This window comes from Sphaerotilus microaerophilus, assembly GCF_023734135.1.
Taxonomy (GTDB): domain Bacteria; phylum Pseudomonadota; class Gammaproteobacteria; order Burkholderiales; family Burkholderiaceae_C; genus Sphaerotilus; species Sphaerotilus microaerophilus.
Genome location: NZ_AP025730.1, coordinates 3203076 through 3227279, shown reverse-complemented (window position 1 = coordinate 3227279; position 24204 = coordinate 3203076). Strand labels below are relative to the sequence as shown.

The following is a 24204-nucleotide window of genomic DNA, read 5'->3' as shown; positions in this document are numbered from 1 at the left end:
GCGCCAGTCACCCATCCCCTGCTTCAATCGCCCCTTCAGCTGCCGCCTTCCCCCACCCCCTCATACGCCGCCGGCGTCACGCCCGAGCGGCCGAGGAAGGCCCGGATGTGCTGCACGGAGTGCCGGTCTACCTCGTTGCCGTGGGGGCGGTGCAGCACGTCTTCCATGCCATTGAGCGTGACGCGCACGCGGTTGCCGGTGATCGGCTCCATCTCGGCGCCAACGTGGCGCAGCAGGGCTTCGATGTCGCGCCAGTGCAGGTTGTGCGCGGGCGGATCATGGAAGAGCGCCCGGATCAGGGTGGCGTGGTGCTTGCTCATGGTGCGTGGCTCCCGTCTGTCGTCAACGCAGCCAGCGTACTCCAACGCAGCCGCTTGCCGACACCCGCGGATCAACGGGGGTCAACCGGGATCAAGGTCACCGCAGATGCCGCTGGCGCGCCAACAGGCCGGCCGAAGGCCTTGTCACGGAAACCGATTGACGGGACATTCCGCAGCTCGCCCTGATGAAGGCCACATGCCAAGGCCAGTGCCAAGGCCCTCGGCGCCACCACACCACCCCGCCCATGTACCTGCCCACCCACTTTGCCGAGACCCGCAGCGAGACGCTGCAGCGCATCCTGCGTGAGCACCCGCTGGGTGCGTTGGTCACCACCGCCGGGCCCGAAGGGCTGGACGCGGACCACCTGCCCTTCGAATTCGACCCCACCACGGGTACGCAGGGCACGCTGTGCGCCCATGTGGCCCGCGCCAACCCGCTGTGGCAGCGCTGCGCCGAGGGGTCGCCGGTGCTGGTGATCTTCCGCGGCGCGCAGGGCTACATCTCGCCCAGCTGGTACCCGAGCAAGCACGAGGCGCACCGGCAGGTGCCGACCTGGAACTACGAGGTGGTGCACGCCCACGGCACGCTGCACCTGCACGACGACGAGCGCTGGCTGCGCGGCCTGCTCGCACGCCTGACCCGGCGCCACGAGGCCGGCGAGCCACTGCCCTGGAAGATGGGCGATGCCCCCACCGACTACCTGGATGCGATGCTGCGCCACATCGTCGGCATCGAGGTGCGCATCACCTCCCTGGTCGGCAAGTCCAAGCTCAGCCAGAACAAGGAAGCGCGCGACCGCCAGAACGCCGCCGACACGCTGGATGCGCGGGGGCAGGCCGCGCTGGCCCGCTCGATGCGCGAGGCCGGCTGAGGCGGGGCTGACACACCATGTACACCGCCACCTTCACCTTCGCCCCGGGCGAGTATGACGACGAGTTCCACCGGCTCGATGCGGCCATTGCCGCGCTGGCGAAGTCGCTGCCCGGCTACCTGGGCGAGGAGGCCTGGGAGAACCCGGCCACCGGGCTGGTCTCGAACGTCTACTACTGGGCGACCCGCGAGGCGCTGCAGGCGCTGATCGACCACCCGGACCACCTGGCGGCCAAGCGGGCGCAGGCGCGCTGGCTGAAGGGCTACCAGGTCGTGATCGCCGAAGTGCTGGCCAGCTACGGCGACGGCGGCATCGCGCACCCGCTGGCGGGGCGGCCGGTCAGCAGCACCACGGTCAGCCGCGCCGCGGTCGGCTGAAGCGCGGGCAACGGGGCCTGCCATTCATCGCCGCTGGCGTCGTTTGGCGGTCTCGCCGGGGTGTTTCGTCGCTTCCCGCTTTGCGCGCCTGGGCCCAGGCGTTCCACTGGCGTCACGGCTTCTCCAACACCCAACCCAGCACGCCACCATGCACACCACCACCGCCTCCCTCGCCCCGGCAACGCGCCCCATCGCGCGCCAAGCAACGCTCGGCATCGCCGCCATCGGCATCGGCCTGCTGGCGCTGGCGGACAACCTGCAGCTGACGGACCTGCGGCTGCTGCACACCTTCTGGCCGATGGCGCTGGTGCTGCTTGGCCTGGGCAAGCTCTTCGGCAGCCGGCATGGCGGCCTGCGGATCGGGGGCCCTGCGCTGGTGATCGTCGGCAGCCTGCTGACCGCCGGCCACCTTGGCATGCTCCCCGCGCTGCACCTGCGGCAGTGGTGGCCGCTGCTGCCGATCGGGGCGGGCGTCCTCCTGCTGCTGCGCACCTGGCGCCCACAGCGCTGAACGCGGGGGCGGCGAGCGGCGGAGGCTGCGCGACAATCACGGCCATTGCCTCGGGAGCCCTTCCACCATGCCCATCTTCGAATACGCCTGCCAGGACTGCAGCCACGCCTTCGAAACCCTGGTCCGCTCGGACACCGTGCCGGCCTGCCCGCGATGCCACTCGACCCGGCTCGAGAAGCTGCTGTCCGTGCCCGCCAAGCCGATGGGCCAGGACGCTGCGCCGGCCCTGCCGCCCGGTTGCGGGGGCTGCGGCCAGGCGGCCGGCGGCGGCTGCCCGATGATGCAGTGAGGCCGCGCGTCGTCGCGCTGCACTGCGCATCCCCCCGATGACCCTGCAGTACCTGACCTGCGAGGTGGTGGACACCACCGACGGCATCACCGTGCTGGAGTGGCTGGCCTCCACCCGCAGTGCACAGCACGGCGCTGCCCTGGCTGAAGCACAGCGCCTGCTCGACTGGGCCTGGCGGCACTTCGGCCACAGCCACGGCCCCGCCGAAGACGGCGGCGACTGGAACCACGACCTGCAGGTACAGGCGGAAGCCGACGGTTGGCACACCGTGGCCCTGACGCTCACCGGCAGCGAGCGCTTCGCGCGGGCCTGCCTGGCGGAGTTCGGCGAACCGCCCGGGTGAAATGCACCCCACGGTGCACCCCCACCCGCAGATCGCCAGATCGGCCAGTGTCGGCGCAGACCTGCTGCACAGGTGGCGAGCCTCCCGCGAATCCCCCTTCCGCAGAGAGGCTCTCAGCCCGCTGCCAGCGCCGCCCGGCGCTGGAACTCCTGGCGCGGTATGGTTCACCGAGGCCAGGAAGCTCACCAACTCGCCGACATGCACCGGCTGGCGGAACACCACCTGGTCCACCGACAGCGTGACGACGTAGCGGCCCGCATAGCGGCTGGCGCAGGCGTAGGCCACCTGGTCGAGCAGCTTCAGGATGGTGCCGCCGTGCACGTTGCCGGCAAAGTTCGCCGTGTCGGGCGTCATCAGCACCGTCATGGTGAGTTGGTGGGCAGGCAGGTTCATGGCGGGGTCCCGGTGCGGATCAGGTGGAAGGGGCCACCGCAGCACCTTCCATGCCATGCCGCGCCTCAGCCACGAAGCCGGTGCGCTTGATGCCGTCGGCAGTTGAAGCGACGCTGCGGCTGACAACGCAGCACCCGAGGCCACTCGTATCATCTCCGTCACTGCAGCAAAGAGGCTCAAGGGAGTAGGCGATGGCGCAGGTCGGCTGGGTGCCGACATTCGAAGTGCCCGATGGCCTACGCACAGCGGTAGACGGTGTGACAGCGGCGGCAAGCAGGCAAGACGGAGTTGCTCGACAGGCAGATGACCGCGACCAGTGACCCTGCAGGCCGCGACCAACGGGGTGGACAAGACCGCGTCACACCCTGGCAAATCGGTCCCGATGTGCGCCATGCTGCCGCCCGCTGCTTTCGGAAGTGCCTTTGTTGGAAGCGTGGGCCCCCCAGCTGGACTGTAGGTGACTGCCTGCGGGGTGTGAACGAGGCCCTGCACGCGTGCAGGCTGGCATTGCGGGCTTGTAGCGTCGTGGAGTAGGACCGGCCCGATCCCCCGACGTCCGAACATCCTCTTCATCATCGCCGACAACCTCGGCCGGGCCGGCCTCAGCGTCTAGGAACAGTCGGGCGGCCCAACAGCAAGGACTTGCCGCCTGCGTCCACCGCCAGACACCCAGCGGTGGCCACCGGGCCGGTGTTTCGTCGTCATCCTGGCGCCGGCTCGCCGAGCGCCACCCGCGTACACTCGCGCGCCCCTTCCACATGCAGTACTGTCGCTGAACCGTCAGGCCCGTCGTGCACCCTATTTCCCCTGTGCCCCCAGTGCCCCCTGTGGCTGCTGTACTCCCAGTGTCCGCGGCGGACACCGCACCGCCTGATCTCACCCTGGCCGCGCTGGGCGTGGCTCCACCGCTGGCCACCGCGGCGGCGTCGATCGGCTGGCACACGGCCACGCCGATCCAGGCGCAGGCCCTGCCCGCCGCCCTGCAAGGGCGCGACGTGCTGGGCCTGGCGCCCACCGGCACGGGCAAGACCGCCGCCTACCTGCTGCCGCTGCTGCAGCGCCTGCTCGGCGAGCCCGGCGTGCTGACGCAACGCCCGCGACCGCTGCGCGCGCTGGTGCTGGCGCCCACGCGCGAGCTGGCCGCGCAGATTGCCGCGGACGTGCAGGCGCTGGCGCCCGAGCTGCGCACGGTGGTGGCGGTGGGCGGCCTGTCGATCAACCCGCAGATGATGGCGCTGCGAGGCGGTGCCCACCTGGTGGTGGCCACGCCCGGGCGGCTGCTGGACCTGCTGGAGCACCGCGCGCTGCAACTGCGCGAGCTGCGCTGCCTGGTGCTCGACGAGGCGGACCGGCTGCTCGACCTCGGCTTTGCCGACGAGATGGCCCGCCTGCGCGCGGCCCTGCCCGAGCGCCACCAGACCCTGCTGTTCAGCGCCACGCTGCCTGCGGGCGTGGCGACGCTGGCTGCCGATGCGCTGCGCATCGACCTGCGCCATCCCGCTGATGACGGGGCCGACGGGCGTTTGGCGCCGCCTTTGCCACAACAGGTGCCCCAGCGCGCCATCGTCGTGTCGACCGCCCAGCGCACGCCGCTGCTGCGCCACCTGATGGCCAGCGAGGGCTGGCAGCGCGTGCTGGTCTTCGTGGCCACGCAGTACGCCACCGAGCACGTGGCGGACAAGCTGCGCCGCGCTGGCATCGCGGCCGAGCCGCTGCACGGCCAGCTCAGCCAGGGCCGGCGCGCCCAGGTGCTGGCCGATTTCCATCAGCGCCGCCTGAACGTGCTGGTGGCCACCGACCTGGCCGCGCGCGGCATCCACATCGACCAGCTGGAGGTGGTGGTCAACCACGACCTGCCTCGCTCAGCGACCGACCACGTCCACCGCATTGGCCGCACCGGCCGCCTGGGCGCCAGCGCCGAGGCCCCGGGCCTGGCGGTGAGCTTCATCTGCGCGGATGCGCCGGGCAGCGAGGCCCACTTCCGCCTGATCGAGAAGCGCCAGGGCCAGCGCGTGGCGCGCGAGCAGGTGCCGGGCTTCGAGCCCGAGACGGTGGCAGCGCCCACCGCTGCGGACCCGAACGGCGGCGTGAAGGGCCGGCGCAAGAGCAAGAAGGACAAGCTGCGCGAGGCCGCCGCGGCCGAGGCTGCGGCCGCTGCCGCAGCACCGAAGGCGCGCCGCCGCTGAAGCGGCCGGCGCGCGCCGGCTGACTCCCTTCTTCCCCGTACTGCCGTGACCTCGTCCGTACCCCCCAAGCCTGCACCGGCACGCGCCGTCGTGACCGCGGTGTTTTTCGCCTATGCCATCGGCCTGGGCCTGTGGGCCGGGTCGATCCCGGTGCTGATGCGGCACGCGGGCCTCGACGTCACCGGGCTCGGGCTGGCCCTGACGCTGCACACGGCGGCCTACATCGCCGCGATGGCCGGCGGCGGGCAGCTGGCGCGCATCGTCTCGCCGCGGCGGCTGATGCAGGCGGCGCTGCTGGCCAACGTGCCCTGCTTCGGCCTGGTGTTCTCCGCCCCCTCGGCGCCGGGGCTGACCGTGGCGCTGGTCGCCATGGGCCTGAGCGCCGGCCTGCTCGACCTGGCGATGAACACCGAGGCCACCGCCATCGAGCGCGAGATGCGCCGCCCGGTGCTGCTGGGCATGCACGCAGCCGCATCGGCCGCCTTTGGCATCGGTGCGCTGGCGGGCAGCCTGATCGCGACGCAGGCCGGCCCCCAGGTCTGTGCCCTGCTCGTGGCCGGGGTCAACCTGCCGGTCGCGCTGGCCGTGCACCGGCTCGGGCCGCGCTTGGACGCCGCCGTGCCCCCGCTGGCCACGCCGCGCCAGGGCGGCGCGGTGCGCGGCGTCCTGCTGATCGGCATCGTGCTCGGGCTGACCATCGCGGGCGAGATGGCGGCTCAGATGTGGTCGGCGCGCTTCCTCGAACGCCAGGCCGGCGAGCTGGCGGCCTTTGCCGGCGCGGGGGCCACCTTCTTCGCCGGCTTCCAGGCCGTGGTGCGGCTGGCCGGTGACCGGCTGCGGCAGCGCTTTGGCGACCGTCGTGTGATCCTGCTGTCGCTGGCCATCGCCGCCGCCGGTTTCGCAACGGTGGCCACTTCCCACTGGTTCGTGCAGAGCCTGCTCGGCTTCGCGCTGGTGGGGCTGGGCACCGCCTGCGTGGTGCCCTGCTGCTTTGCGCTGATCGCCAGGCGGTCTGCCCACCGCGCTGCCGCGGCGCTGGGCAGTGCGTCGCTGGTCGCCGGGGCGCTGCGCCTGCCAGCGCCGCTGGCACTCGGCGCGGCGGCGGCCACCTGGTCGGAGGCGCATGCCTTTGCCGGCGTGGCGGTGGGGATGCTCGTCGCGCTGTGGCTGGCCCGGCCGGCATCGGAGGAACCCGCGGCGCATTGAAGCCGCCGGGCGCGCCCGGGCAACTGAATGTTCAAAGGAGCGATCAGCCGCGCGCACCCTTGCGCATCAGCGTGCTCTTGCCGAACAGGCTTTCCACCAGGTCCACCGCCAGGTCGGCGGTCTGGTTGCGCAGGTCGAGCGCCGGGTTGAGCTCGACGATGTCCAGGCTGGCGAGCCGGCCGCTGTCGGCGATCATCTCCATGCACAGCTGCGCCTCGCGGTAGGTCGGCCCGCCAGGCACGGTGGTGCCCACGCCGGGCGCGATGCCGGGGTCGAGGAAGTCGACATCGAAGCTGACGTGCAGGTGCGTGTGGGCGTCCAGCGTGGCCAGGGCCAGCTCCATCGCGTGGCGCATGCCCATCTCGTCGATGTAGCGCATGTCGAACACGTCGAGGTCCTGGGCGTGCACGAAGCGCTTCTCCAGCGCATCGACGCTGCGGATGCCGATCTGGCGGATCTGCTTCGGGCTCAGCGCCGGGGCGCCATCCGCATGCTGCGCCAGCGCCAGCAGCTCGGCCGGCCCATGGCCGCAGAGGCAGGCCACCGGCATGCCGTGGAGGTTCCCGCTGGGGGTGATGGCGCTGGTGTTGAAGTCGGCATGGGCGTCCAGCCAGAGCACGCGCAGGCGCTTGCCGCGCGCGCGGCAGTGCTGCGCCACCGCGGCGATGGAACCGATCGCCAGGCAGTGGTCACCGCCGAGCAGGATCGGCAGGCGCTCGGCCGCCAGCTCGGCGGCCACCGCGTCCCGCACCGCCCGGTTCCAGGCCGCCACCTCGGCCAGGTGGCGGTAGCCCTCCACCGGCGGCTGCCAGGGGTTGGCCGGGCCGGTGAGGTTGCCGCGGTCGGCCACGTCCAGCCCGTGGGCTTCGAGCCGCTCCTTGAGCTGCGCCACCCGCAGCGCCTCGGGCCCCATCGAGGCGCCGCGCACGCTGGCGCCGATGTCGGTGGGCGCGCCGATCAGGCTGACGGCGCGGGAAACGAGCGGACTCATGGCGGGCTCCAGGGGCTCAGTGGCTCAGTGGCTCAGATGTAGTCGGCGAATTCACCGGTCCTCGTCTCCGGCAGGTCGAAGCCGTAGTGATCGGCCAGGCAGCGCCAGGCGTCCTCGGCCGTCTCGACGAAGTGGAACAGGTTCACATCGCCCGGGCTGATCATGCCGGTCTCGATGAGCCAGTCGAAGTTGATCAGGCGGGTCCAGAACTCGCGCCCGAACAGCAGGATGGGGCGGCGGCGGGACTTGCCGGTCTGCACCAGGGTCATGGTCTCGAACAACTCGTCGAGCGTGCCGAAGCCGCCCGGGAAGCACACCAGCGCGATGCTGCGCATCAGGAAGTGCATCTTGCGCAGCGCGAAGTAGTGGAACTGGAAGCACAGTTCAGGCGTGATGAAGGCGTTGGGCTCCTGCTCGTGCGGCAGCACGATGTTCAGGCCGATGCTCTTGCCGCCCACCTCGTGCGCACCACGGTTGCCGGCTTCCATGATGCCGGGGCCGCCGCCGGTGACGACGTAGATCGGCGTCTCCAGCGTGCGCGAGCGCTCCGTCACCAGCGCGGCAAAGCGCCGCGCCTCGTCGTAGAAGCGGCTCATGTGCTGTTGCATCTGCGTGCGCCGCACCGTCGACTCGTCACCCGGGTCACCCTGATTGGCCTGGGCGGCCAGCAGCGCCGCATCGGCCGCCTCGGGCGAGAGGATGCGCGCGCTGCCGAAGATCACGATGGTGGACTCGATGCCCAGCTCGGCCTGCACCAGCTCGGGCTTGAGGAGTTCGAGCTGCATGCGCACCGGGCGCAGCTCCTCGCGCAGCAGGAAAGCGTCGTCGGTGAAGGCCAGGCGGTAGGCACTCTCCGGCCCGGCGTAGCGCGATGGCGCCTTGAGCGCCTGCGCCTCCTCGTGTGCGGAGGGGAAATTGCGGGCGGTCAGTTCGACCGCGGTGTCGGTGCGGTGTTCGGCGGGGTTCTTGTTCGGGGGCGTCATGCCGGCAGCATAGCGCCGCGCCGGAGCGCGGGCCCTACCGTTGCGGCATGTCCTTGGCGCCGTAACCCAGGCTGACGGTGGCATCGTCCGGGATCGGCGGCATCGTCGCGTTCCAGGCCTCCCAGTCAGCACGCAGCGCGGCCAGCCGCTCGGGCTCGCGGGTGGCGTGGTTGGCGCGCTCGCGCTCGTCGGCAGGCAGGTTGAACAGGTAGTCGTGCCCGTCCACGCGCAGGTACTTCCAATCGCCGTCGCGCAGTGCGCGCTGGCCGCGGTGGTTCATGCGCCAGTACAGGGGGCGCCGGAAGGTGGCCGAGGGCGCGCGCAGCACGCCCAGCAACGACACGCCGTCCAGCGGGTGTGCCGGGTCGGCGGCCACGCCAGCGGCATCGAGCATGGTGGCCGACCAGTCCATCGTCAGGCAGTGCTGCGGGCTCACGCCGCCCGGGGCGATGACGGCCGGCCAGTGGGCGATCCAGGGCACGCGGATGCCGCCCTCGGTCAGGTCCATCTTGCCGCCCACCAACGGCCAGTTGTCGGAGAAGCGCTCGCCGCCGTTGTCGCTGGTGAAGACGATCAGCGTGTTGTCGAGCTGGCCGCTCTCGCGCAGTGCCTCGACCAGCCAGCCGATGCCCTCATCCATGTGGTGGATCATGCGGCGGTAGGTGTGGATGTTGCCGCCGTGCAGGTGGAACAGGTTGGCACGGACGTCGTCGACGATGGCCGCGTCGTCGCGCGTCTCCCAGGGCCAGTGCGGCGCGGTGTAGTGCAGGCTGAGGAAGAACGGTTGCTCGCTCGGCCGTTGCACCCACTCGCAGGCGCGGCGCGACAGCAGGTCGGTCAGGTAGCCCTCGGAGTGCTGCTCCTCCTCGCCGAAGTAGAGATCGTGCTGGCCGGTGTTGCTGCAGTGGCTGAAGTAGTCGACGCCGCCCGACATCGGGCCGAAGAACTCGTCGTAGCCCGACTTCAGCGGGCTGAAGTGCGGCGGATAGCCCAGGTGCCACTTGCCGATCAGCGCGGTGCGGTAACCGCTGGCCTGGAGCAGCGAGGGCAGCGTGGGGTGCTCGGGCGGCAGGCCCAGGGTGCTGCTGCCCTTGCTCCTGCTGTTGATCGGCTCGTCGGCCGCGCCACGCAGGCGGTACTGCCAGCGGCCGGTGATCATCGCGAAGCGGGTGGGCGAGCACACGGGGGAGTTGGAGTAGCCCTGGGTGAGCTTCAGGCCGTTGGCGGCCAGGCGGTCGAGCACCGGGGAGACGGGGCCGAACTCGGCCTCGCGGCCGCCGTAGCAGCCCAGGTCGGCGAAGCCGAGGTCGTCGGCGACGATGAAGACAATGTTCGGGCGGGAGGCGGTCATCAGTCGACCCTCATGCCGGTGGCCTTGACGATGCGCGCGTAGCGCTCGGACAGTTCGGCCAGGCGCTTGCTCGCCGCGGCGCCGCTCAGGCCCTGCCAGTGCATGTCGAGCTGCGCGAGGCGGGCCTGGTTGTCGGGGCGCTGCAGCGCATCGGCAATGGCCTTCGCGAGCTGCTGCACCAGTGCGTCAGGCGTGCCGACCGGTGCCATCACGAGGTAGTACACCTCCTGCTCGAGCTGCGGCAGGCCCAGCTCGCCGACGGTGGGCACCTCGGGCGCGAGCCGGCTGCGCTGGCGGCTGGTGACGGCCAGCGCCGTGACCTTGCCGCTCTTGACGTGCGGCAGCATCCCCGGGGTGGCCAGCATGCCGCCGGTCACCTCGGCGGCGACCACGGCCTGCACGGCCGGCGTGTTGCCCTTGTAGGGCACATGCGTGATCTTGGCCTGGGTGAATTCGGTGAACTGCTCGCTGGCGAGGTGACCGGGGCTGCCATTGCCACCGGAGCTGAAGGTCACGCCCTTGCTGTCCTTGGCCTTGCCCTCGGCGATCAGCTCCTTCATCGACTTCAGCCCGGTGGCTGCGTTCACGCCCACCAGCAGGCCCGAACTGCTCATGATCAGTACCGGCTTGAGGTCGGCCGGCTTGAAGGGCATGGCCTTGTAGAGGTGCGGATTGACCGTGAAGGTCGAGTCGATGCCGAACAGCAGCGTGTGCCCGTCGGGTGCGGCCTTGGCGACCGTATCGGCACCGAGGTTGCCGCCCGCGCCGGCCTTGCTTTCCACCGTCACCGGCTGCTTCCATTGCGCCTGCAGCACGTCGGCCACCGAGCGCGCGAGGATGTCCGACGGGCCGGCGGGCGGGAAGTTGTTGACGAAGCGCACCGGGCGCTGCGGAAAGGCGGCGGCGTCCTGCGCTTGCGCAGGCCGGGTGGCCGAGCAGGCGGCGACCAGCATGAGTGCAGCGGCGCAGCGTTGGCCGAAGTGGCGATGGACGAGGGGCATGACTTCACTCCAGGCTGATGCCGGTGGATTGGATGGGCTTGCGCCAGCTCGCGAGGTCGACGCGTTGTGCCGCGGCCAGCTCCGCGCCGGTGGAGCCGACGGGCTGGTAGCCGAGCTTGACGAGCTTGTCGCGCAGGCCTGGCTGGCGCACGGCTGCCGCCGCGGCTTTCTCGATCTTCGCGGCCACGTCCGCCGGCAGGCCGGCCGGCCCATAGAGACCGAACCAGGCGGTGATTGCCATGTCGACGCCCTGTTCCTTGAGCGTGGGCACCTCCGGCACCTGCGGATCGCGCTCCGGTCCGGTGACGGCGATCACGCGCACCTTGCCAGCCCGGTGCAGCTCGGCAGTCTCGCTCACCACGTCGATCTTGTAGCCCACGTGGCCGCCCACCAGCGCGGTGTTGGCCGGCGCGCCGCCCTGGAAGGGCACGTGCAGGAAGGGCACGCCGGTGGTCTGCTCCAGCATCACGCCCAGGAAATGCGGCGCCGTGCCCTGGCCGGCGGTGCCGTAGGTGGCGGCGTCGGGCCTGGTCTTGGCGAGCGCCACCATCTCGGCCATGTTCTTCGCCGACGAGGCGGGGCCGGCGGCGATGCCGAACTGGAAGCGTGCGATCAGCGAGACGGGCGTGAAGTCCTTGGCCGGGTCGAACTCCAGCTTCTTGTAAACGTGCGGGAACATCACCATCGGCCCGCTGGGCACGAGCAGCAGGGTGTGGCCGTCGGGCTTGGCGGCCTTGACGGCGTTGATGGCCAGGCGGCCGGCGGCGCCGGGCTTGTTCTCGACGAGCACGGTGCCGAGCGCGGGGCTCATCGCCTCGGCCATCAGCCGCGCCAGCACGTCGGCCGAGCCGCCGGGAGGGAAGCCGACGAGGATCTTCGTCGGCGGCGCCGACTGTGCGATCCCGGCCAGGGGCAGGCAGGTGAGCGCTGACAGCAGCGCGCGTCGGGTCCAGCGGCTCAGGGGCGAGTTCATGTGCATCAGCCAGTCTCCTTGTGTGCGTCACGGCCGCTTGCGGGCTGATCTGCATATTGGCGCCACTCTAAACACCGGACAATCGATTCACCTAGTCAATCATCCTGGGTGGATTCCCCGATGCCCGAGCATCCCTTGCGCCAGCCCAAATCACTCAACGAGTTGTTCCTGTATGGCTTGGCACGACTGACCGCGTCCGCGCGACTGCCGGTGGTGCGCCTGTGCGAACGCGAACACGGCATCACCCGGCGGGAGTGGCGGCTGCTGAGTGCCCTGGCTTTGGGCGAGGGGATCACGTCGTCCGCGCTGGCCGAGCGCTCGCTGCTCGACCGCGCCCGCACCTCACGCGCCGTGACCTCGCTGGTCGCCAAGGGGCTGCTGCTGCGCAGCGCCGCCGCGGCCGACCGCCGCGAGGCGGTGTTGGCGCTGACCGACGCTGGTCGGGCCACCTACGAGACGCTGCTGCCCCAGGTGGCTGCCATCAACCGGGAGTTGCTGTCGGTGCTGGACGATGGCGAACTGGACGCCCTGGCCCATGCGCTGAAACGCCTGACGGCACAGGCCGAGCGGATGGCCGCCCGACCGTGACTCGGCAAGGAGCGGCCTGAAGGCCCGTCGTCGGTTGTCAGGCGGTCAGCCCGTGCGCACTGCGGCGCACACCGGGCAGGCGGGGTCTCGCCCCATGCGGATCTCGGTCCAGCTCAGGTCGCGCCCGTCCAGCATCTGCAGCCGCCCGGCCAGCGAGGTGCCGAAGCCGGCCAGCAGCTTGAGCGCCTCGGCCGCCTGCATGGTGCCAATGATGCCTACCAGCGGGGCGAACACGCCCATCGTGGCGCAGCGCACCTCGGGCGCCTCGGCCTCGGGCGGGAAGACGCAGGCGTAGCAGGGGTGGTCGGCGCCGCGGCTGTCCCAGACCGAGATCTGCCCGTCCAGGCCGATCGCTGCGCCCGACACCAGCGGGCGGCGGTGGCGCACGCAGGCGGCGTTGACGGCCTGGCGGGTGGCGAAGTTGTCGCTGCAGTCCAGCACCACGTCGACGGCAGGCACCAGTTCGTCGAGCAGCGCCGCGTCGGCACGCTGCTGCAACGTGCGCACGCGCACCTCCGGGTTGAGCGCGGCGATGGCCTGGGCGGCCGAGAGCACCTTGGGCTCGCCGACGCGGGCATCGGTGTGGGCGATCTGGCGCTGCAGGTTGGTGCGATCCACCGTGTCGTGGTCCACCACGGTGATCGTGCCCACGCCCGCGCTGCCCAGGTAGAGCAGCACCGGCGAGCCCAACCCGCCCGCGCCGATCACCAGCGCATGGCCGGCAACGATGCGCTGCTGGCCCTCGACACCCAGGTCGTCGAGCAGGATGTGGCGGCTGTAGCGCAGCAGCTGGTCGTCGTTCATGATCGGCTCACTCGGTTCAGGGTGGGGTTGCGCGGGGCAGCAAGCATAGGGCGGAACACTGCCGGGAAGCGGCCGGACGCCGTCGAAAAGCACCGAAGCCGCCCGCAGGCGGCTCCGGCACTTTGCAGGCAGCGCCCGCAGCGTGGCTCAGTTGGACTTGGTGGCGTCCACCTTGCGCTCGGTCTGGCTCTTGCTGACCATCACCGGCTTGCCCTTCAGGCGGTTGAGCGCCTGCTGCAGCTGGAAGTCCTCGGCGCTGCCGAACTCCGGCAGGCGCACCGGCTTGGTGTTCTTGGCGTTGGCCTCTTCGAGCTTCTTCAGCGCCTCTTCGCGCTGCTTCTCGCGCGCCGGATCCTTCTTTTCGTCCTCGGCGCTGCCGGTGCCGTTGCCCAGGTGGCGCTCCAGGTCCGCCTCGCGCACGCGCAGCGCGGCATAGGGGCTGCCCTCGGCCGTGTCGTCCACCATCACGTCGGGCACGATGCCCTTGGCCTGGATCGTCTGCCCCGAGGGCGTGTAGTAGCGCGCCGTCGTGATCTTCAGCGAGGTATTGGGCATCGGCAGTCGGGTCAGCTCGGTCTGCACCGAGCCCTTGCCGAAGGTCTGCGAGCCCATGATCACCGCGCGCTTGTGGTCGCGCAGCGCCCCCGCGACGATCTCGCTGGCCGAGGCCGATCCCTCGTTGACCAGCACCACCATCGGCACGGACTTGATCGCCGCCGGCAGCCCGGCCAGCGTGTCGCTGCCATCGCGCGAGTAGAAGTTCGGCGCCGCCTTGTAGGTGGCACGCTGGTCCTGCATCTGGCCGTTGGTGGTCACCACCACCACGTCCTTGGGCAGGAAGGCCGCCGAGATGCCGATCGCGCCGTCGAGCAGGCCGCCCGGATCGTTGCGCAGGTCCAGCACCAGGCCCTTCAGGTTCGGGTCCTGCTTGTACAGCTCCTTGAGCTGGTCGGCGAAGTCACGCACCGTCGGTTCCTGGAACTGGTTGATGCGGATCCAGGCGTAGCCGGGCTCCACCACCTTCGAGCGCACGCTCTTGTTCTTGATCTCCTCGCGCACGATCGTGACCGGGAAGCTGCGGTTCTCCGCCTTGCGGAACACCGTCAGCAGCACCTTGGTGCCGCTGGGCCCGCGCATGCGCTTGATCGCCTGGTCGAGCGTCAGGCCCTTGACGGCGGTGTCGTCGATGCGGGTGATCAGGTCCCCGGTGATCAGCCCGGCGCGGAAGGCCGGCGATCCTTCGATCGGAGAAACCACTTTCACCAGCCCGTCTTCCATTTCGATCTGGATGCCCACGCCGGTGAATTTGCCGTGGATGCTCTCGCGGAATTCCTTGAAGGCCGCGCCCTCGAAATACTGCGAATGCGGATCCAGCCCCGAAACCATGCCGCCGATCGCATCGCGGATCAGCTTCTTTTCGTCCACCGGTTCGACATAGGCGCGTTTGACGAGGTCGAACACCGTCGCCAGCTGCTGCATTTCTTCGAGCGGCAGCGGGGACATGCTGCTGCGCGCCGTCGCCTGCAGCTGCATCGTCGTCAACGCCCCTGCCACCACGCCCAGAGACACCCAACCTGCCACCTTGAGCTTGTTGCCCATCATCAAGATCCTCTCGGCCGTCTGCCGACACCTGCCAAGTACTGCTGATCGGCACGAAACGTGCCGCCTGAAACCCTTCCGGATACCCGGAGCGCGGGCAGTATAGGACGCAGCACGCCCGGCTCGCTGCATGAATGCCACGAATTGCACCAGCAAAAGGGTTGTTCCCCGGTTCGCCCCTGCGAGCCGGGGGTGCATCACCGCAATTCGAACTTGCAGTCGGATACAGGATCGCCTCAAACCCGAACCTGCCAAGCCGGCAATCCTGCGTGCCGCTGCCGCTGCGTTTACCATTTCGCCCGTACCCGATCCACGCTCTGCCTGTTCGCGCCCATGCCGCCCTCTGCCGCTCCCACCCCAGCCCCTGCCGCAGCCGCTCCGGCCAGCCCCACCGCGGCCGACTCCACGCTGGGCAAGGCGGTGGCCTACGGCACGCAGTACGACCCCACCCTGCTCTTCCCGCTGCCACGCCAGGCCCAGCGCGCCGCCCTCGGCCTGGCGGGTGAACGCCTGCCCTTCACCGGGGCGGACCTGTGGACGGCCTACGAGCTGTCCTGGCTCACGCCGCGCGGCCGGCCCCAGGTGGCGCTGGCCCTGCTCACGGTGCCCTGCGAGTCGCCGAACATCGTCGAGAGCAAGTCGCTCAAGCTCTACCTGAACAGCTTCACCATGACCTGCCTGGAGTCCGCCGATGCGCTGCGCGCCGCGCTGGTGCAGGACCTCAGCGCCGCCTGCGGCGCCCGCGTGGGCGTGAAGCTCATCCTGCCCGAGGCCTTCGACGCCCAACCGATCCGCGAGCTGGCCGGCGTGAGCCTCGATCGGCTGGACATCGACTGCGACCGCTACGACCACCCCACCCCTGACCTGTTGGGCGCCGCACTGGACGAACAACCTGTCACCGAAACGCTGGTCTCGCACCTGCTCAAGAGCAACTGCCCCGTCACCGGCCAGCCCGACTGGGCCAGCGTACAGATCGCCTACACCGGCCCCCAGATCGACCAGGCCGGCCTGCTGCGCTACCTGGTCAGCTACCGCGGCCACAGCGACTTCCACGAGCACTGCGTCGAGCGCATCTTCACGGACCTGTGGACGCGCTGCCAGCCGATCCGGCTGCAGGTCTACGCCCGCTACACCCGCCGCGGCGGGCTGGACATCAACCCCTGGCGCAGCAGCCACCCGGCCTCCCTGCCGTCCGCGGTGCGCACGGCACGCCAGTGACGGCACGCCATTGACCCCAGCCCTTCCGAATCGAACGGAGCACCCGCCATGCCCCTGATCGTCCACGGCATCCCGAACTGCAACACCGTCAAGAAGGCCCGCGCCTGGCTCGAAGAGCGCGGCCTGGCCTACACCTTCCACGACTTCAAGAAGCAGGGCGTGCCCGAGGCCGCGCTGGACGGCTGGATCGCCGCCCTGGGCTGGGAGAAGCTGGTCAACCGCAAGGGCACGACCTGGCGCCAGCTCGACGAGGCCACGCGCGACGGCGTGGTCGACACCGCCAGCGCCCGCGCGTTGATGCTGGACAAGGCCAGCGTCATCAAGCGGCCGGTGGTGCAGTGGGTCGGCGGTATGGTGACGGTGGGCTTCGATCCGGACGATTGGGCCGGGCGGGTCTGACCACCGTACCGCCCAGCCCTCCCACTGGGGAGGTGCACGGGCCATCGTAAGCTTCGGCTTCCAACCCGGAGCTGTCCCCCTTGCGCTTCATCCACACCGCCGACATCCACCTCGACAGCCCGCTGCACGGGCTGAGTGCCTACCCGGACGCGCCGGCCGAGCAGTTGCGGGGGGCGACGCGGGAGGCGTTCCGCCAGCTGATCTCAGTGGCCATCGAGGAGCGGGTGGACTTCGTCGTCATCGCGGGGGATCTGTACGACGGCGACTGGCCGGACTTCAACACCGGGCTGTTCTTCTGCGCCGAGATGGGGCGGCTGCAGCGCGCGGGCATCCCGGCCTTCGTGCTGTTCGGCAACCACGACGCGGAGAGCCAGATGACGCGCTCGCTGCGGCTGCCGGACAACGTGCGGCGATTCTCGGCCAGCGAGTGCGAGGTGCACACCATCGAGGCGCTGAAGGTGGCGCTGCATGGGCGCAGCTTCAAGAAGCGCGACACGCCCGAGAACCTGCTGGCCAGCTACGGGCCGGCGATACGGGGTTACGTGAACATCGGCGTGCTGCACACCGCGCTGGAAGGCCACGTGGACCACGCCAGCTACGCGCCCTGCACGCTGGAGCAGCTGCACGCCCAGGGCTACGACTACTGGGCGCTCGGCCACGTGCACGAGCACCAGGTCTGGACCGGGCGCTCGACGATCTGCTTTCCCGGCAACCTGCAGGGCCGCAGCATCCGCGAGACGGGGCGCCGCGGCGCGGTGATGGTGACCATCGACGGCGACGGGCCGCCGCAGGTGGAGCGGCTGTTTGTCGACGTGCTGCGCTGGGAGCACCTGGATCTGGATGTGTCGGCCTGCGAGGACCTGGACGCGGTGGGCCGCGCCACCGGCCAGGGGCTGGCGCGGCTGCTGGAATGCGACGCCCAGGTGCCGCGCGCGGTGCGTGTGACGCTGCGGGGCGAATCCGCGGCGCATGGCGAGCTGTTCCAGCGCGGGGGTGAACTGCGTGCCCATGTGCTGGCGGAGATCGCCGCGCTGGGCCCGGAGCGGCTCTGGCTGGAGAAGGTGAAGCTGGCCACGCGGGCGCCGGCCCCCGCGGACACCCTGGACGCCCTGGACGCCGCGGCCCCCTCCGCGCTGCTGGGCGCCGACGCGCTGGCCGACCTGCAGGCACTGCTGGCCGAGGCGCGCCACGACGACGCGCTGCTGAAGGAGCTGCGCGACGACTTTGCCCAGATGCTGGGCAAGGCGCCCGACCTGGCCAACGAGCTGCCGCTGCTGCGCCAGGTGCGCGAGGGGGATCTGTCGGCGCTGTTCGACGCGGTGCTGCCCGGCCTGCTAGCGCGGCTGGCGGCGCGTGAGTAGGAACAACCAAGAGAGAACAAGAAGACTGAGCAGAACCCATGCGCCTGCAGACCCTCGAACTGATCCGCTACGGCCGCTTCACCGATGAGAAGCTGGTCTTCCCCCACTCGGACTGCGACTTCCACCTCGTCGTCGGCCCCAACGAGGCGGGCAAGTCGACGCTGCGCCGTGCGGTGTCGGAGCTGCTGTTCGGCATGCCCCTGCGCAGCGACATGGACTTCCGCCACCCGCTGGCGGAGTTGCGGCTGGGGGCGGTGATTGAATCGGCCGCGAGCACATTGGCCTTTCACCGTGCGCGCGGGCGCAAGCCGCTGCGGCGACCCGACGACAGCGTGCTGGCCGATGCGGCGCTCACCGAGCACCTGGGCGGCACGACGGCCGGGCTGTTCGAGCGCATGTTCTGCCTGGACCTGGCCGGCCTGCTCAAGGGCGGGCATTCCATCCTGGATGCGTCCGATGATGTGGGGCAACTGCTGTTCCAGTCCGCCGCCGGCCTGTCCAGCCTGGGGGCGCTGCGCGATGCCCTGGCCGCGGAGGCGGACAGCCTGTACGCGCCGCGCAAGTCCGGCAGCCGGGCCTTCTACGCCGCCCTGGACCCGTACGAGGCGGCCCGGCAGACGCTGCGTGGCGCCACCGTCAACACCCGGGCCTGGAGTGCGGCGCAGGGCGAGGTGGAGCGCCTCGACGCTGCCTATGGCGAGGCGGGAGGGCGCTACCGGGCGCTGTCGGCCCAGCGGCAGCGGCTGGAGCGCATCCGCCGCATCGCGCCGCGGGTGGCGCAATTGCATGACCTGCAGGCGCAGCTCGCGGAGCTGGCGCAGGTGCCGCTGTTCCCGACCGAGGCCGCGCAGCGCCTGGCCGATGGCGAGGTGACGCTGGCCACGCAGACCGCCCGGCTGGAGCTGCTGCGCCAGGCCGAACAGGCGCTGCAGGTGCAGCGGGCCGCGCTGACGGTGGATGCGGCCGTCCTGGCACAGGCCGGCGCGGTGGAGGCCCTCGCCGCCCAGGGCCAGGCCTGCAGCCACCACCCCCGCGACATCGGCCGGCGTGAAGAGGAGGTGTCGACCCGCCTGCGCGACGCCGCGGCGCTGGCCGCGCAGCTCGGCTGGCCGGCCGACGAGGCGGCGCTGCGCGCGCGGCTGCCCTCCCCGCTGGCGCTGCGGGCACTGGCCACGTTGATGCAGCAGCGCGGCGCACTGCTGCAGGTGCGGCAGTCGGCCGAGGAAGGGTTGCAGCGCACCCGCACGGCGCTGGAGCGGCTGCAGGGGCAGCCTGGGCTACAACCGCAGGCCGGCAGCGCCCCGGTGGCGGCAGCCAGCATCGTGGCGGACCTGGCCGCAGCGCTGCAGGAGGCCCAACCGCTCAAGGCCGGCGCCGCCCGGCAGCGCGCACTGGATACCGCCATGGCGCAGGCAGGCGTGCAGCTCGATGCCGCGCTGGTCGCGCTCGGCGCCTGGCGCAGGGAACCGGCGGCACTGGCCGCGTTGAGCCTGCCCAGCGAGGAGCGGCTGACCGTGCTGAAGGCCGAGCGTGCCAGGCTGATGGCCGATGCGGACGCCGCCCGGCGCCAACTCACTCAGGCGCAGGAGCAGGCCCGCCGCTCCGCCCTGGCGCTGGCGCAGTTCACCGCCGCCACGGCGCAGGTGGTCACGCTGGACGACGTCCAGCAGGCCCGCTCGGCGCGCGACCAGGTCTGGGGCGGCATCAAGCGGCAGCCGGCGGACCTGGCCGAACGCGCCCCCGAGCTGGACCACGCCATCGAACGGGCCGATGCGCTGGTGGACCGCCAACGCGACCAGGTCGACCAGTCCGCCCGGCTGGCCGGCCTGCGCCAGGACAGCGCCCGCGACGAGGCCGCCGCCGCCGCGGCCCGGCAGCAGAGCGACGAGGCTGGGCGCCGGCTGGTGGACTTCGACGCCCGCTGGGCCGAACAGGCCGGTGCCGCCGGCCTGCCGCGCATGGCGCTGCTGGACCTGTCGGGCTGGCTGGTCCACCGCCGGGCGGCGCTGGACGCGGCGGCGACGCTCGACGCCCGCCGCATGGAACAGGTCGCGCAGAAGCAGGCCGAGGCCCAGGTCACCGCCGCCCTGCAGCAGGCGCTGCGGGCCTGCGTGGGCGAGCTGCCTGGCGCCAGCGCTGCGACCGGTGCGTCCGGCACGACCGGCACGACCGGAACCCTCAGCCTGGCTGCGCTGTGCAGTCGCGCCGAGCAGTGGCTTGCGGCTCAGCAGGCCGAGCGGGCGCAGGCCGAGGCGCGGGCCATGCAGATCACCCAGGCGCAGGCCGAACTCGACCACCAGGCGCAGCGGCTGCATCGCGGCAGCGCCGAGGTGGCGCAATGGGAGATGCGCTGGCAGGAGGCGGTGAAGGCCGCTTCGCTGGAAGGGCCCTGGATGACGCCCGAGGCGGCCGCCGATGCCGTCGAGCAGGTGGACCGGGTGCGCGAGCTGCTCGCCCAGGCGGACGAACTGCGGGTGCAGCGCATCCAGACGATGCGCCGCGACCTGGCAGATTTCGACCAGGCCGCCCAGGCGCTGCGACAGACCCTGGGTGCACCCGATGAAGCTGGCCACGGCGGCACTGACCCCTTCGCCTGGGCCCGCTCGCTGCAGGAGCGCCTGCGACGGGCCCAGGAGGCGAAGAGGGAGAGCGAGCGCCTGCAGGCCGAACTGCAGGAGCACGCCAGTGCGCTGCGCAGCGCCGAGACGGCGCTGGCCGCCACCCATGCCGCGCTGGGGCCGCTGTACACCCTGGCGCAGACGCCCGACCCCGCCCGGCTGCGCACCCACATCGCCGCCAGCGACCGCCGCCGCCGGCTGGAGGCCGAGGCGCAGCAGCAGCGCCAGGCCATCGTCGAGGCCGGTGACGGCCTGGCGCTCGACGCCCTACTGACCGAGCATGCCGCGGCCGAGCCTCAGGCCCTGAAGGCCGACATCGAGGCGCTGGACGCCCAACTGGGCGCCGAGGTCGAGCAGCAGACCCGCCTGGCCGGCGAGCTGGCGCAGGCCCGCGCCGCGCTGGCGCGCATCCATGGCGGCAGCGAGGCGGCGGTGGCCGAATCGAAACGCCTGGAGGCCCTGGCCCAGCTGGGTGACACGGCCGAGCGCTACCTGCACGTCGCCACCGGCCACCGCCTGCTGCGCTGGGCGGTGGACCGCTACCGCGAGCGCCGCCAGGGCCCGCTGCTGCAACGCGCCAGCACGCTGTTCGCGCAGCTCACGCTGGGCCGCTTCGCGCGCCTGACGCCGGACTTCGAGGTGACGCCGCCGCGGCTGATTGCGTTGCGCCCGGACGGTGAGCGGGTGCACATCGACGGCCTGAGCGAGGGCACGCGCGACCAGCTCTTCCTGGCGCTGCGGCTGGCCGCGCTGGAGCTGCACATCGCCAGCGACCGGTCGCTGCCCTTCATCGCCGACGACCTGTTCGTCAACTTCCACGACAGCCGCTCACGCGCCGGCCTGGCAGCGCTGGGTGAGCTGGCGCGCCGCACGCAGGTGATCTTCCTCACCCACCACGAGCATCTGGTCGACGTGGCGCGCGAGTGCGTCGGGCGGGAGATCAACGTGGTGACGCTGGAACCGGCATGACGATGGTCGCCCCCTTGCCGGCGCGCCGGCAGGCCGAACTCTTTCGCCACGTCAGCGCCGAGAAGGCGGCGCTGTACCGCGCCGTGATGGACGCCTTTGCCGCCGCCAAGCGCCAGTTCCGCCTGCACCTGCGGCCGGATGAGCTGCTGGCCGAGGGCCGCTGGGACGCCCTGCCCGCACCGCCGCGGCTGGAGGAACTGCAGACCGCGCTGAATCAGCTCACCGAATGGGGCAATCTGGAGTCACAGCCCGACACGACACGCGTGGCCAGCATCGCCGACTTCTACCGTGCCAAGTACCTGTACCGCCTGTCGCAGGGCGGCGAGGCGGTCGAGGCGGCCCTGCAGACCTTTGCCCAGACGCTGTCGCGCCGCGCCGAGCTGCAGACCGTGGCGCTGGAGGACATTGCCCAGCTGCTGGAGACGCTGCAGGCGCTGGCGGAGGACAACGCACCGGACGCTGCCAAGGTGCACGCCACGCTGCGCGACCTGGTGCGCGTGTTCGAGGGCCTGGCTGACAATGCCCAGGCCTTCATGGCCGGCATCGCCCGCAGCATCGAACTGCAGCAGGCCGACGCTGAGGCGGTGCTGGCCTACAAGCGCCGGCTGATCGACTACCTCGAGCGCTTCATCGGCGACCTGGTCGGGCGCTCCGGCGGCATCGCCCGGCGCATCGTGGCGCTGGCGTCGCGCATCGAGACTCTGCTCGAGTTGGCCGTGCAGCGCGAAGCGCGCGACGCCGCGCCGGGTGACGAGGCTGGCCAGCGCGACGCACTCACCCGCGGCCTGCTCGACTGGCGCGAGCGCTGGCATGGCCTGCGCCATTGGTTCGTGGCCGATCGGCACGAGCCGCCACAGGCCGAACTCCTGCGCGCCAAGGCCCGCGCAGCCATCCCGCAACTGCTGGCGGCCGTGGCCGCGCTCAACGAGCGGCGCAGCGGGCGCAGTGACCGCTCGGCAGACTTCCGCATGCTGGCGCACTGGTTCGCCGCCTGTGCCGACGACGATCAGGCGCACCGCCTGGCGCGCGCGGCCTTGGCACTGCAGCCGGCGCGCCACTTTGCACTCGACCCCGCACGGCAACCCGGTGCACAGGAGCTTCCGGCCAGCACGCCGTGGGCGGCGGCGCCCGCGCTGCGCATCCACCCGAGGCTGCGCGAGTACGGCGAGGCAGCGCCGCGCGGCGCGCTGCCGCGCGTGCAGGTGCGCGACGAGGAGCGCCGCCTGCTGGCCGCCCAGTTGCAGGAGGAGCACCGCCAGATCGAAGCGGCCCGCCAGCGACTGGCCAACGGGCAGCCCACGCGGCTGTCGCAGCTGTGCACGCCAGACGGGCCGCAGGGGCTGGACACCCATGCCTTCAGCCTGTTCCTCGCGCTGTTGGGCGAGGCACTGGCCGCGCAGGCCCACCCGGATGCCGCCGTGGAACGCCTGAGCGGCGACGGCCTGCTGCGCATCCGCTTGGAGCCGCTGGCGCGGGGCAGCCATGCCGAGATCCGCACGAGCGCCGGCATACTGGCCGGTCGTGACCACATGCTCACCATCACCGCGGTGAAGGACGGAACATGAACGCGCCCATCGCGCCCATCGCGGCGGTGCGCACGCCAGCCCGAACGATCGCCCTGCAGCAAAGCCTGCACCGTGACGAGGAGCGCTGCCGCGCGCTGCGGGCCTTGCTGATGACGCCGCTGATGACGGCCACTCACCCCGAGTTTGCGGCCGTGCGCCGGCATGCCGACGAGCTGCGCACCTGGTTTGCGCGCGAGACCGGCTGGCCGCTGCACGTGGAACGCGACTGTGCCCGCCTGTACAAGCGCCCGGCCGATCTGGGCGATGCCAGCCGCGGATTGGTCGGCTACGAGCGGCGCCGCTACGTGCTGCTCTGCCTGGCCTGTGCGGTGCTGGAGCGTGCCGAGGCGCAGATCACCCTGCGCCTGCTGGGCGAGCGGCTGCTGGCGCTGGCGGCAGACCCGCTGCTGAAGTCGCGCGGCTTCGAATTCACGCTGACCGTCGTGCACGAGCGCCGCGAGCTGGTGGCCGTGTGCCGCAGCCTGCTGGCGCTGGGCATCCTCCAACGCGTGGCGGGCGATGAGGAAAGCTACGCGCGCGACAGCACGGCCGGCGCTGGCGAGGGCGCGGACGCCCTGTACGACGTCCAGCGCCGCGTGCTGGCCGGCCTGCTCGCCGCTGTGCGCGGCCCGTCCACCTGGGCGGCGGAGCAGGCGCCGGTGACGCTGGACGAGCGCCTGGCCTCGCTGGTCAACGAACAGGTGCCCGACAGCGACGAGGGCCAGCGCACGGCCTTGCGCCACCACCTGGCGCGCCGCCTGCTGGACGACCCGGTGGTCTACCTCGACACGCTCGACGAGGCCCAGCGGGCCTACTTCGTCAACCAGCGCGGCGCCATGGCCGCCCGGCTGTGCGAGGCCACCGGCCTGGCCGCCGAGCAGCGTGCCGAAGGCCTGGCCCTGGTCGACGAGGACGGCGAGCTCACCGACGTGGCCATGCCGGCCGAGGGCACGGACGCGCACGCCACCCTGCTGGTGGCCGAACACCTGGCCGAGCGGCTGCGTGCCGACGACACCGCGCGGCCGGTGGCCGAGGCCGACATCGCCACCTTCCTGGCCGGCGTGCGCGAACGCTACGGCCGCTACTGGCGCAGGTCCGCGCGCGAGGAAGGCGCCGAGCATGAGCTGGCCCGCTGCGCGCTGGAACGGCTGGCGCAGCTGCGGCTGGTGGAGCGCACCGCCGCACAGGTACGCCCCCTGCCGGCCCTGGCACGCTACGCCCTGGGCGACACCGAAGTGCGCACCACGCCCGCGGCGCGGACGGCCCAGAGCGATCTGTTCTGACCCC

At 71.5% G+C, this 24204-nt stretch carries 22 protein-coding genes and 1 pseudogene; 14 read left to right on the top strand and 9 right to left on the bottom strand.

What is annotated here, in order from left to right; translation table 11 throughout:
* Window positions 1-35 precede the first annotated feature (35 nt).
* Window positions 36-320, bottom strand: coding sequence for a type II toxin-antitoxin system HicA family toxin (locus NGK70_RS13960; protein WP_251969140.1), 285 nt, complete (start codon window positions 318-320; stop codon window positions 36-38).
* Window positions 321-565: 245 nt separating this feature from the next.
* On the opposite strand from NGK70_RS13960, the gene NGK70_RS13955 reads away from it, so the two are divergent.
* The 5 genes from NGK70_RS13955 (at window position 566) to NGK70_RS13935 (ending at window position 2712) form a co-directional block, all read left to right on the top strand.
* Window positions 566-1192, top strand: coding sequence for an FMN-binding negative transcriptional regulator (locus NGK70_RS13955; protein WP_251969139.1), 627 nt, complete (start codon window positions 566-568; stop codon window positions 1190-1192).
* A 17-nt stretch (window positions 1193-1209) separates the two neighbouring features.
* Window positions 1210-1569: an antibiotic biosynthesis monooxygenase family protein gene (locus NGK70_RS13950; protein WP_251969138.1), complete on the top strand. Its 360-nt coding sequence runs from the start codon at window positions 1210-1212 to the stop codon at window positions 1567-1569.
* A gap of 148 nt (window positions 1570-1717) precedes the next feature.
* Window positions 1718-2080 carry a LiaI-LiaF-like domain-containing protein gene (locus tag NGK70_RS13945; protein WP_251969137.1) on the top strand — a complete coding sequence of 121 codons (363 nt, stop codon included), beginning with the start codon at window positions 1718-1720 and terminating at the stop codon, window positions 2078-2080.
* A 67-nt stretch (window positions 2081-2147) separates the two neighbouring features.
* Window positions 2148-2369 (top strand): FmdB family zinc ribbon protein, encoded by a 222-nt coding sequence (locus NGK70_RS13940; RefSeq protein WP_251969136.1) that lies wholly within the window; start codon window positions 2148-2150, stop codon window positions 2367-2369.
* Between the two features lie 37 nt (window positions 2370-2406).
* On the top strand, window positions 2407-2712 hold the full coding sequence (locus NGK70_RS13935; protein ID WP_251969135.1) for a hypothetical protein: 306 nt from the start codon (window positions 2407-2409) through the stop codon (window positions 2710-2712).
* A gap of 156 nt (window positions 2713-2868) precedes the next feature.
* Here NGK70_RS13935 and NGK70_RS13930 read toward each other — a convergent pair.
* Window positions 2869-3105 (bottom strand): annotated as a pseudogene (locus NGK70_RS13930) (acyl-CoA thioesterase); the annotation flags it as partial.
* A gap of 827 nt (window positions 3106-3932) precedes the next feature.
* Between NGK70_RS13930 and NGK70_RS13925 the strand changes: the two are divergent.
* Together NGK70_RS13925 and NGK70_RS13920 are read left to right on the top strand one after the other, a co-directional pair.
* Window positions 3933-5291, top strand: coding sequence for a DEAD/DEAH box helicase (locus tag NGK70_RS13925; RefSeq protein ID WP_251969134.1), 1359 nt, complete (start codon window positions 3933-3935; stop codon window positions 5289-5291).
* 90 nt (window positions 5292-5381) lie between these two features.
* Window positions 5382-6497: an MFS transporter gene (locus tag NGK70_RS13920; protein WP_251969133.1), complete on the top strand. Its 1116-nt coding sequence runs from the start codon at window positions 5382-5384 to the stop codon at window positions 6495-6497.
* Window positions 6498-6540: 43 nt separating this feature from the next.
* Here NGK70_RS13920 and rocF read toward each other — a convergent pair whose 3' ends face one another.
* The 5 genes from rocF to NGK70_RS13895 are packed head-to-tail and all read right to left on the bottom strand — an operon-like array spanning window position 6541 to window position 11796.
* Window positions 6541-7488 (bottom strand): arginase, encoded by a 948-nt coding sequence (gene rocF, locus NGK70_RS13915; RefSeq protein ID WP_251969132.1) that lies wholly within the window; start codon window positions 7486-7488, stop codon window positions 6541-6543.
* 32 nt (window positions 7489-7520) lie between these two features.
* Window positions 7521-8471: an LOG family protein gene (locus tag NGK70_RS13910; protein WP_251969131.1), complete on the bottom strand. Its 951-nt coding sequence runs from the start codon at window positions 8469-8471 to the stop codon at window positions 7521-7523.
* 34 nt (window positions 8472-8505) lie between these two features.
* Window positions 8506-9822 carry a sulfatase family protein gene (locus tag NGK70_RS13905; protein WP_251969130.1) on the bottom strand — a complete coding sequence of 439 codons (1317 nt, stop codon included), beginning with the start codon at window positions 9820-9822 and terminating at the stop codon, window positions 8506-8508.
* Window positions 9822-10823: a Bug family tripartite tricarboxylate transporter substrate binding protein gene (locus NGK70_RS13900; RefSeq protein WP_251969129.1), complete on the bottom strand. Its 1002-nt coding sequence runs from the start codon at window positions 10821-10823 to the stop codon at window positions 9822-9824. Before NGK70_RS13900 ends, NGK70_RS13905 begins: the two co-directional genes overlap by 1 nt.
* 4 nt (window positions 10824-10827) lie before the next feature.
* Window positions 10828-11796 carry a Bug family tripartite tricarboxylate transporter substrate binding protein gene (locus tag NGK70_RS13895; protein WP_251969128.1) on the bottom strand — a complete coding sequence of 323 codons (969 nt, stop codon included), beginning with the start codon at window positions 11794-11796 and terminating at the stop codon, window positions 10828-10830.
* A gap of 120 nt (window positions 11797-11916) precedes the next feature.
* On the opposite strand from NGK70_RS13895, the gene NGK70_RS13890 reads away from it, so the two are divergent.
* Window positions 11917-12384 carry a MarR family winged helix-turn-helix transcriptional regulator gene (locus NGK70_RS13890; RefSeq protein ID WP_251969127.1) on the top strand — a complete coding sequence of 156 codons (468 nt, stop codon included), beginning with the start codon at window positions 11917-11919 and terminating at the stop codon, window positions 12382-12384.
* A 45-nt stretch (window positions 12385-12429) separates the two neighbouring features.
* On the opposite strand, the gene NGK70_RS13885 is transcribed toward NGK70_RS13890, so the two are convergent.
* Together NGK70_RS13885 and NGK70_RS13880 are read right to left on the bottom strand one after the other, a co-directional pair.
* The gene (locus tag NGK70_RS13885; RefSeq protein WP_251969126.1) at window positions 12430-13188 is read right to left on the bottom strand and encodes a HesA/MoeB/ThiF family protein; all 759 of its coding nucleotides are present in this window, start codon (window positions 13186-13188) and stop codon (window positions 12430-12432) included.
* A 147-nt stretch (window positions 13189-13335) separates the two neighbouring features.
* The gene (locus NGK70_RS13880; RefSeq protein ID WP_251969125.1) at window positions 13336-14787 is read right to left on the bottom strand and encodes a S41 family peptidase; all 1452 of its coding nucleotides are present in this window, start codon (window positions 14785-14787) and stop codon (window positions 13336-13338) included.
* Between the two features lie 333 nt (window positions 14788-15120).
* Here NGK70_RS13880 and queF point away from each other — a divergent pair, with 333 nt between their 5' ends.
* From queF to NGK70_RS13850, 6 genes are all read left to right on the top strand, one after another.
* Complete coding sequence (queF, locus tag NGK70_RS13875) at window positions 15121-16005, top strand: NADPH-dependent 7-cyano-7-deazaguanine reductase QueF (RefSeq protein ID WP_251969124.1); 885 nt, start codon at window positions 15121-15123, stop codon at window positions 16003-16005.
* Between the two features lie 48 nt (window positions 16006-16053).
* Window positions 16054-16404, top strand: coding sequence for an ArsC family reductase (locus NGK70_RS13870; RefSeq protein WP_251969123.1), 351 nt, complete (start codon window positions 16054-16056; stop codon window positions 16402-16404).
* 80 nt (window positions 16405-16484) lie between these two features.
* Window positions 16485-17765, top strand: coding sequence for a metallophosphoesterase family protein (locus NGK70_RS13865; RefSeq protein WP_251969122.1), 1281 nt, complete (start codon window positions 16485-16487; stop codon window positions 17763-17765).
* 38 nt (window positions 17766-17803) lie between these two features.
* Window positions 17804-21352, top strand: a complete 3549-nt coding sequence (locus NGK70_RS13860; protein ID WP_251969121.1) for an ATP-binding protein — start codon at window positions 17804-17806, stop codon at window positions 21350-21352.
* Window positions 21349-22917 (top strand): TIGR02677 family protein, encoded by a 1569-nt coding sequence (locus NGK70_RS13855; protein ID WP_256490673.1) that lies wholly within the window; start codon window positions 21349-21351, stop codon window positions 22915-22917. Before NGK70_RS13860 ends, NGK70_RS13855 begins: the two co-directional genes overlap by 4 nt.
* The gene (locus NGK70_RS13850; RefSeq protein WP_251969120.1) at window positions 22914-24200 is read left to right on the top strand and encodes a TIGR02678 family protein; all 1287 of its coding nucleotides are present in this window, start codon (window positions 22914-22916) and stop codon (window positions 24198-24200) included. Before NGK70_RS13855 ends, NGK70_RS13850 begins: the two co-directional genes overlap by 4 nt.
* Window positions 24201-24204: the final 4 nt, after the last annotated feature.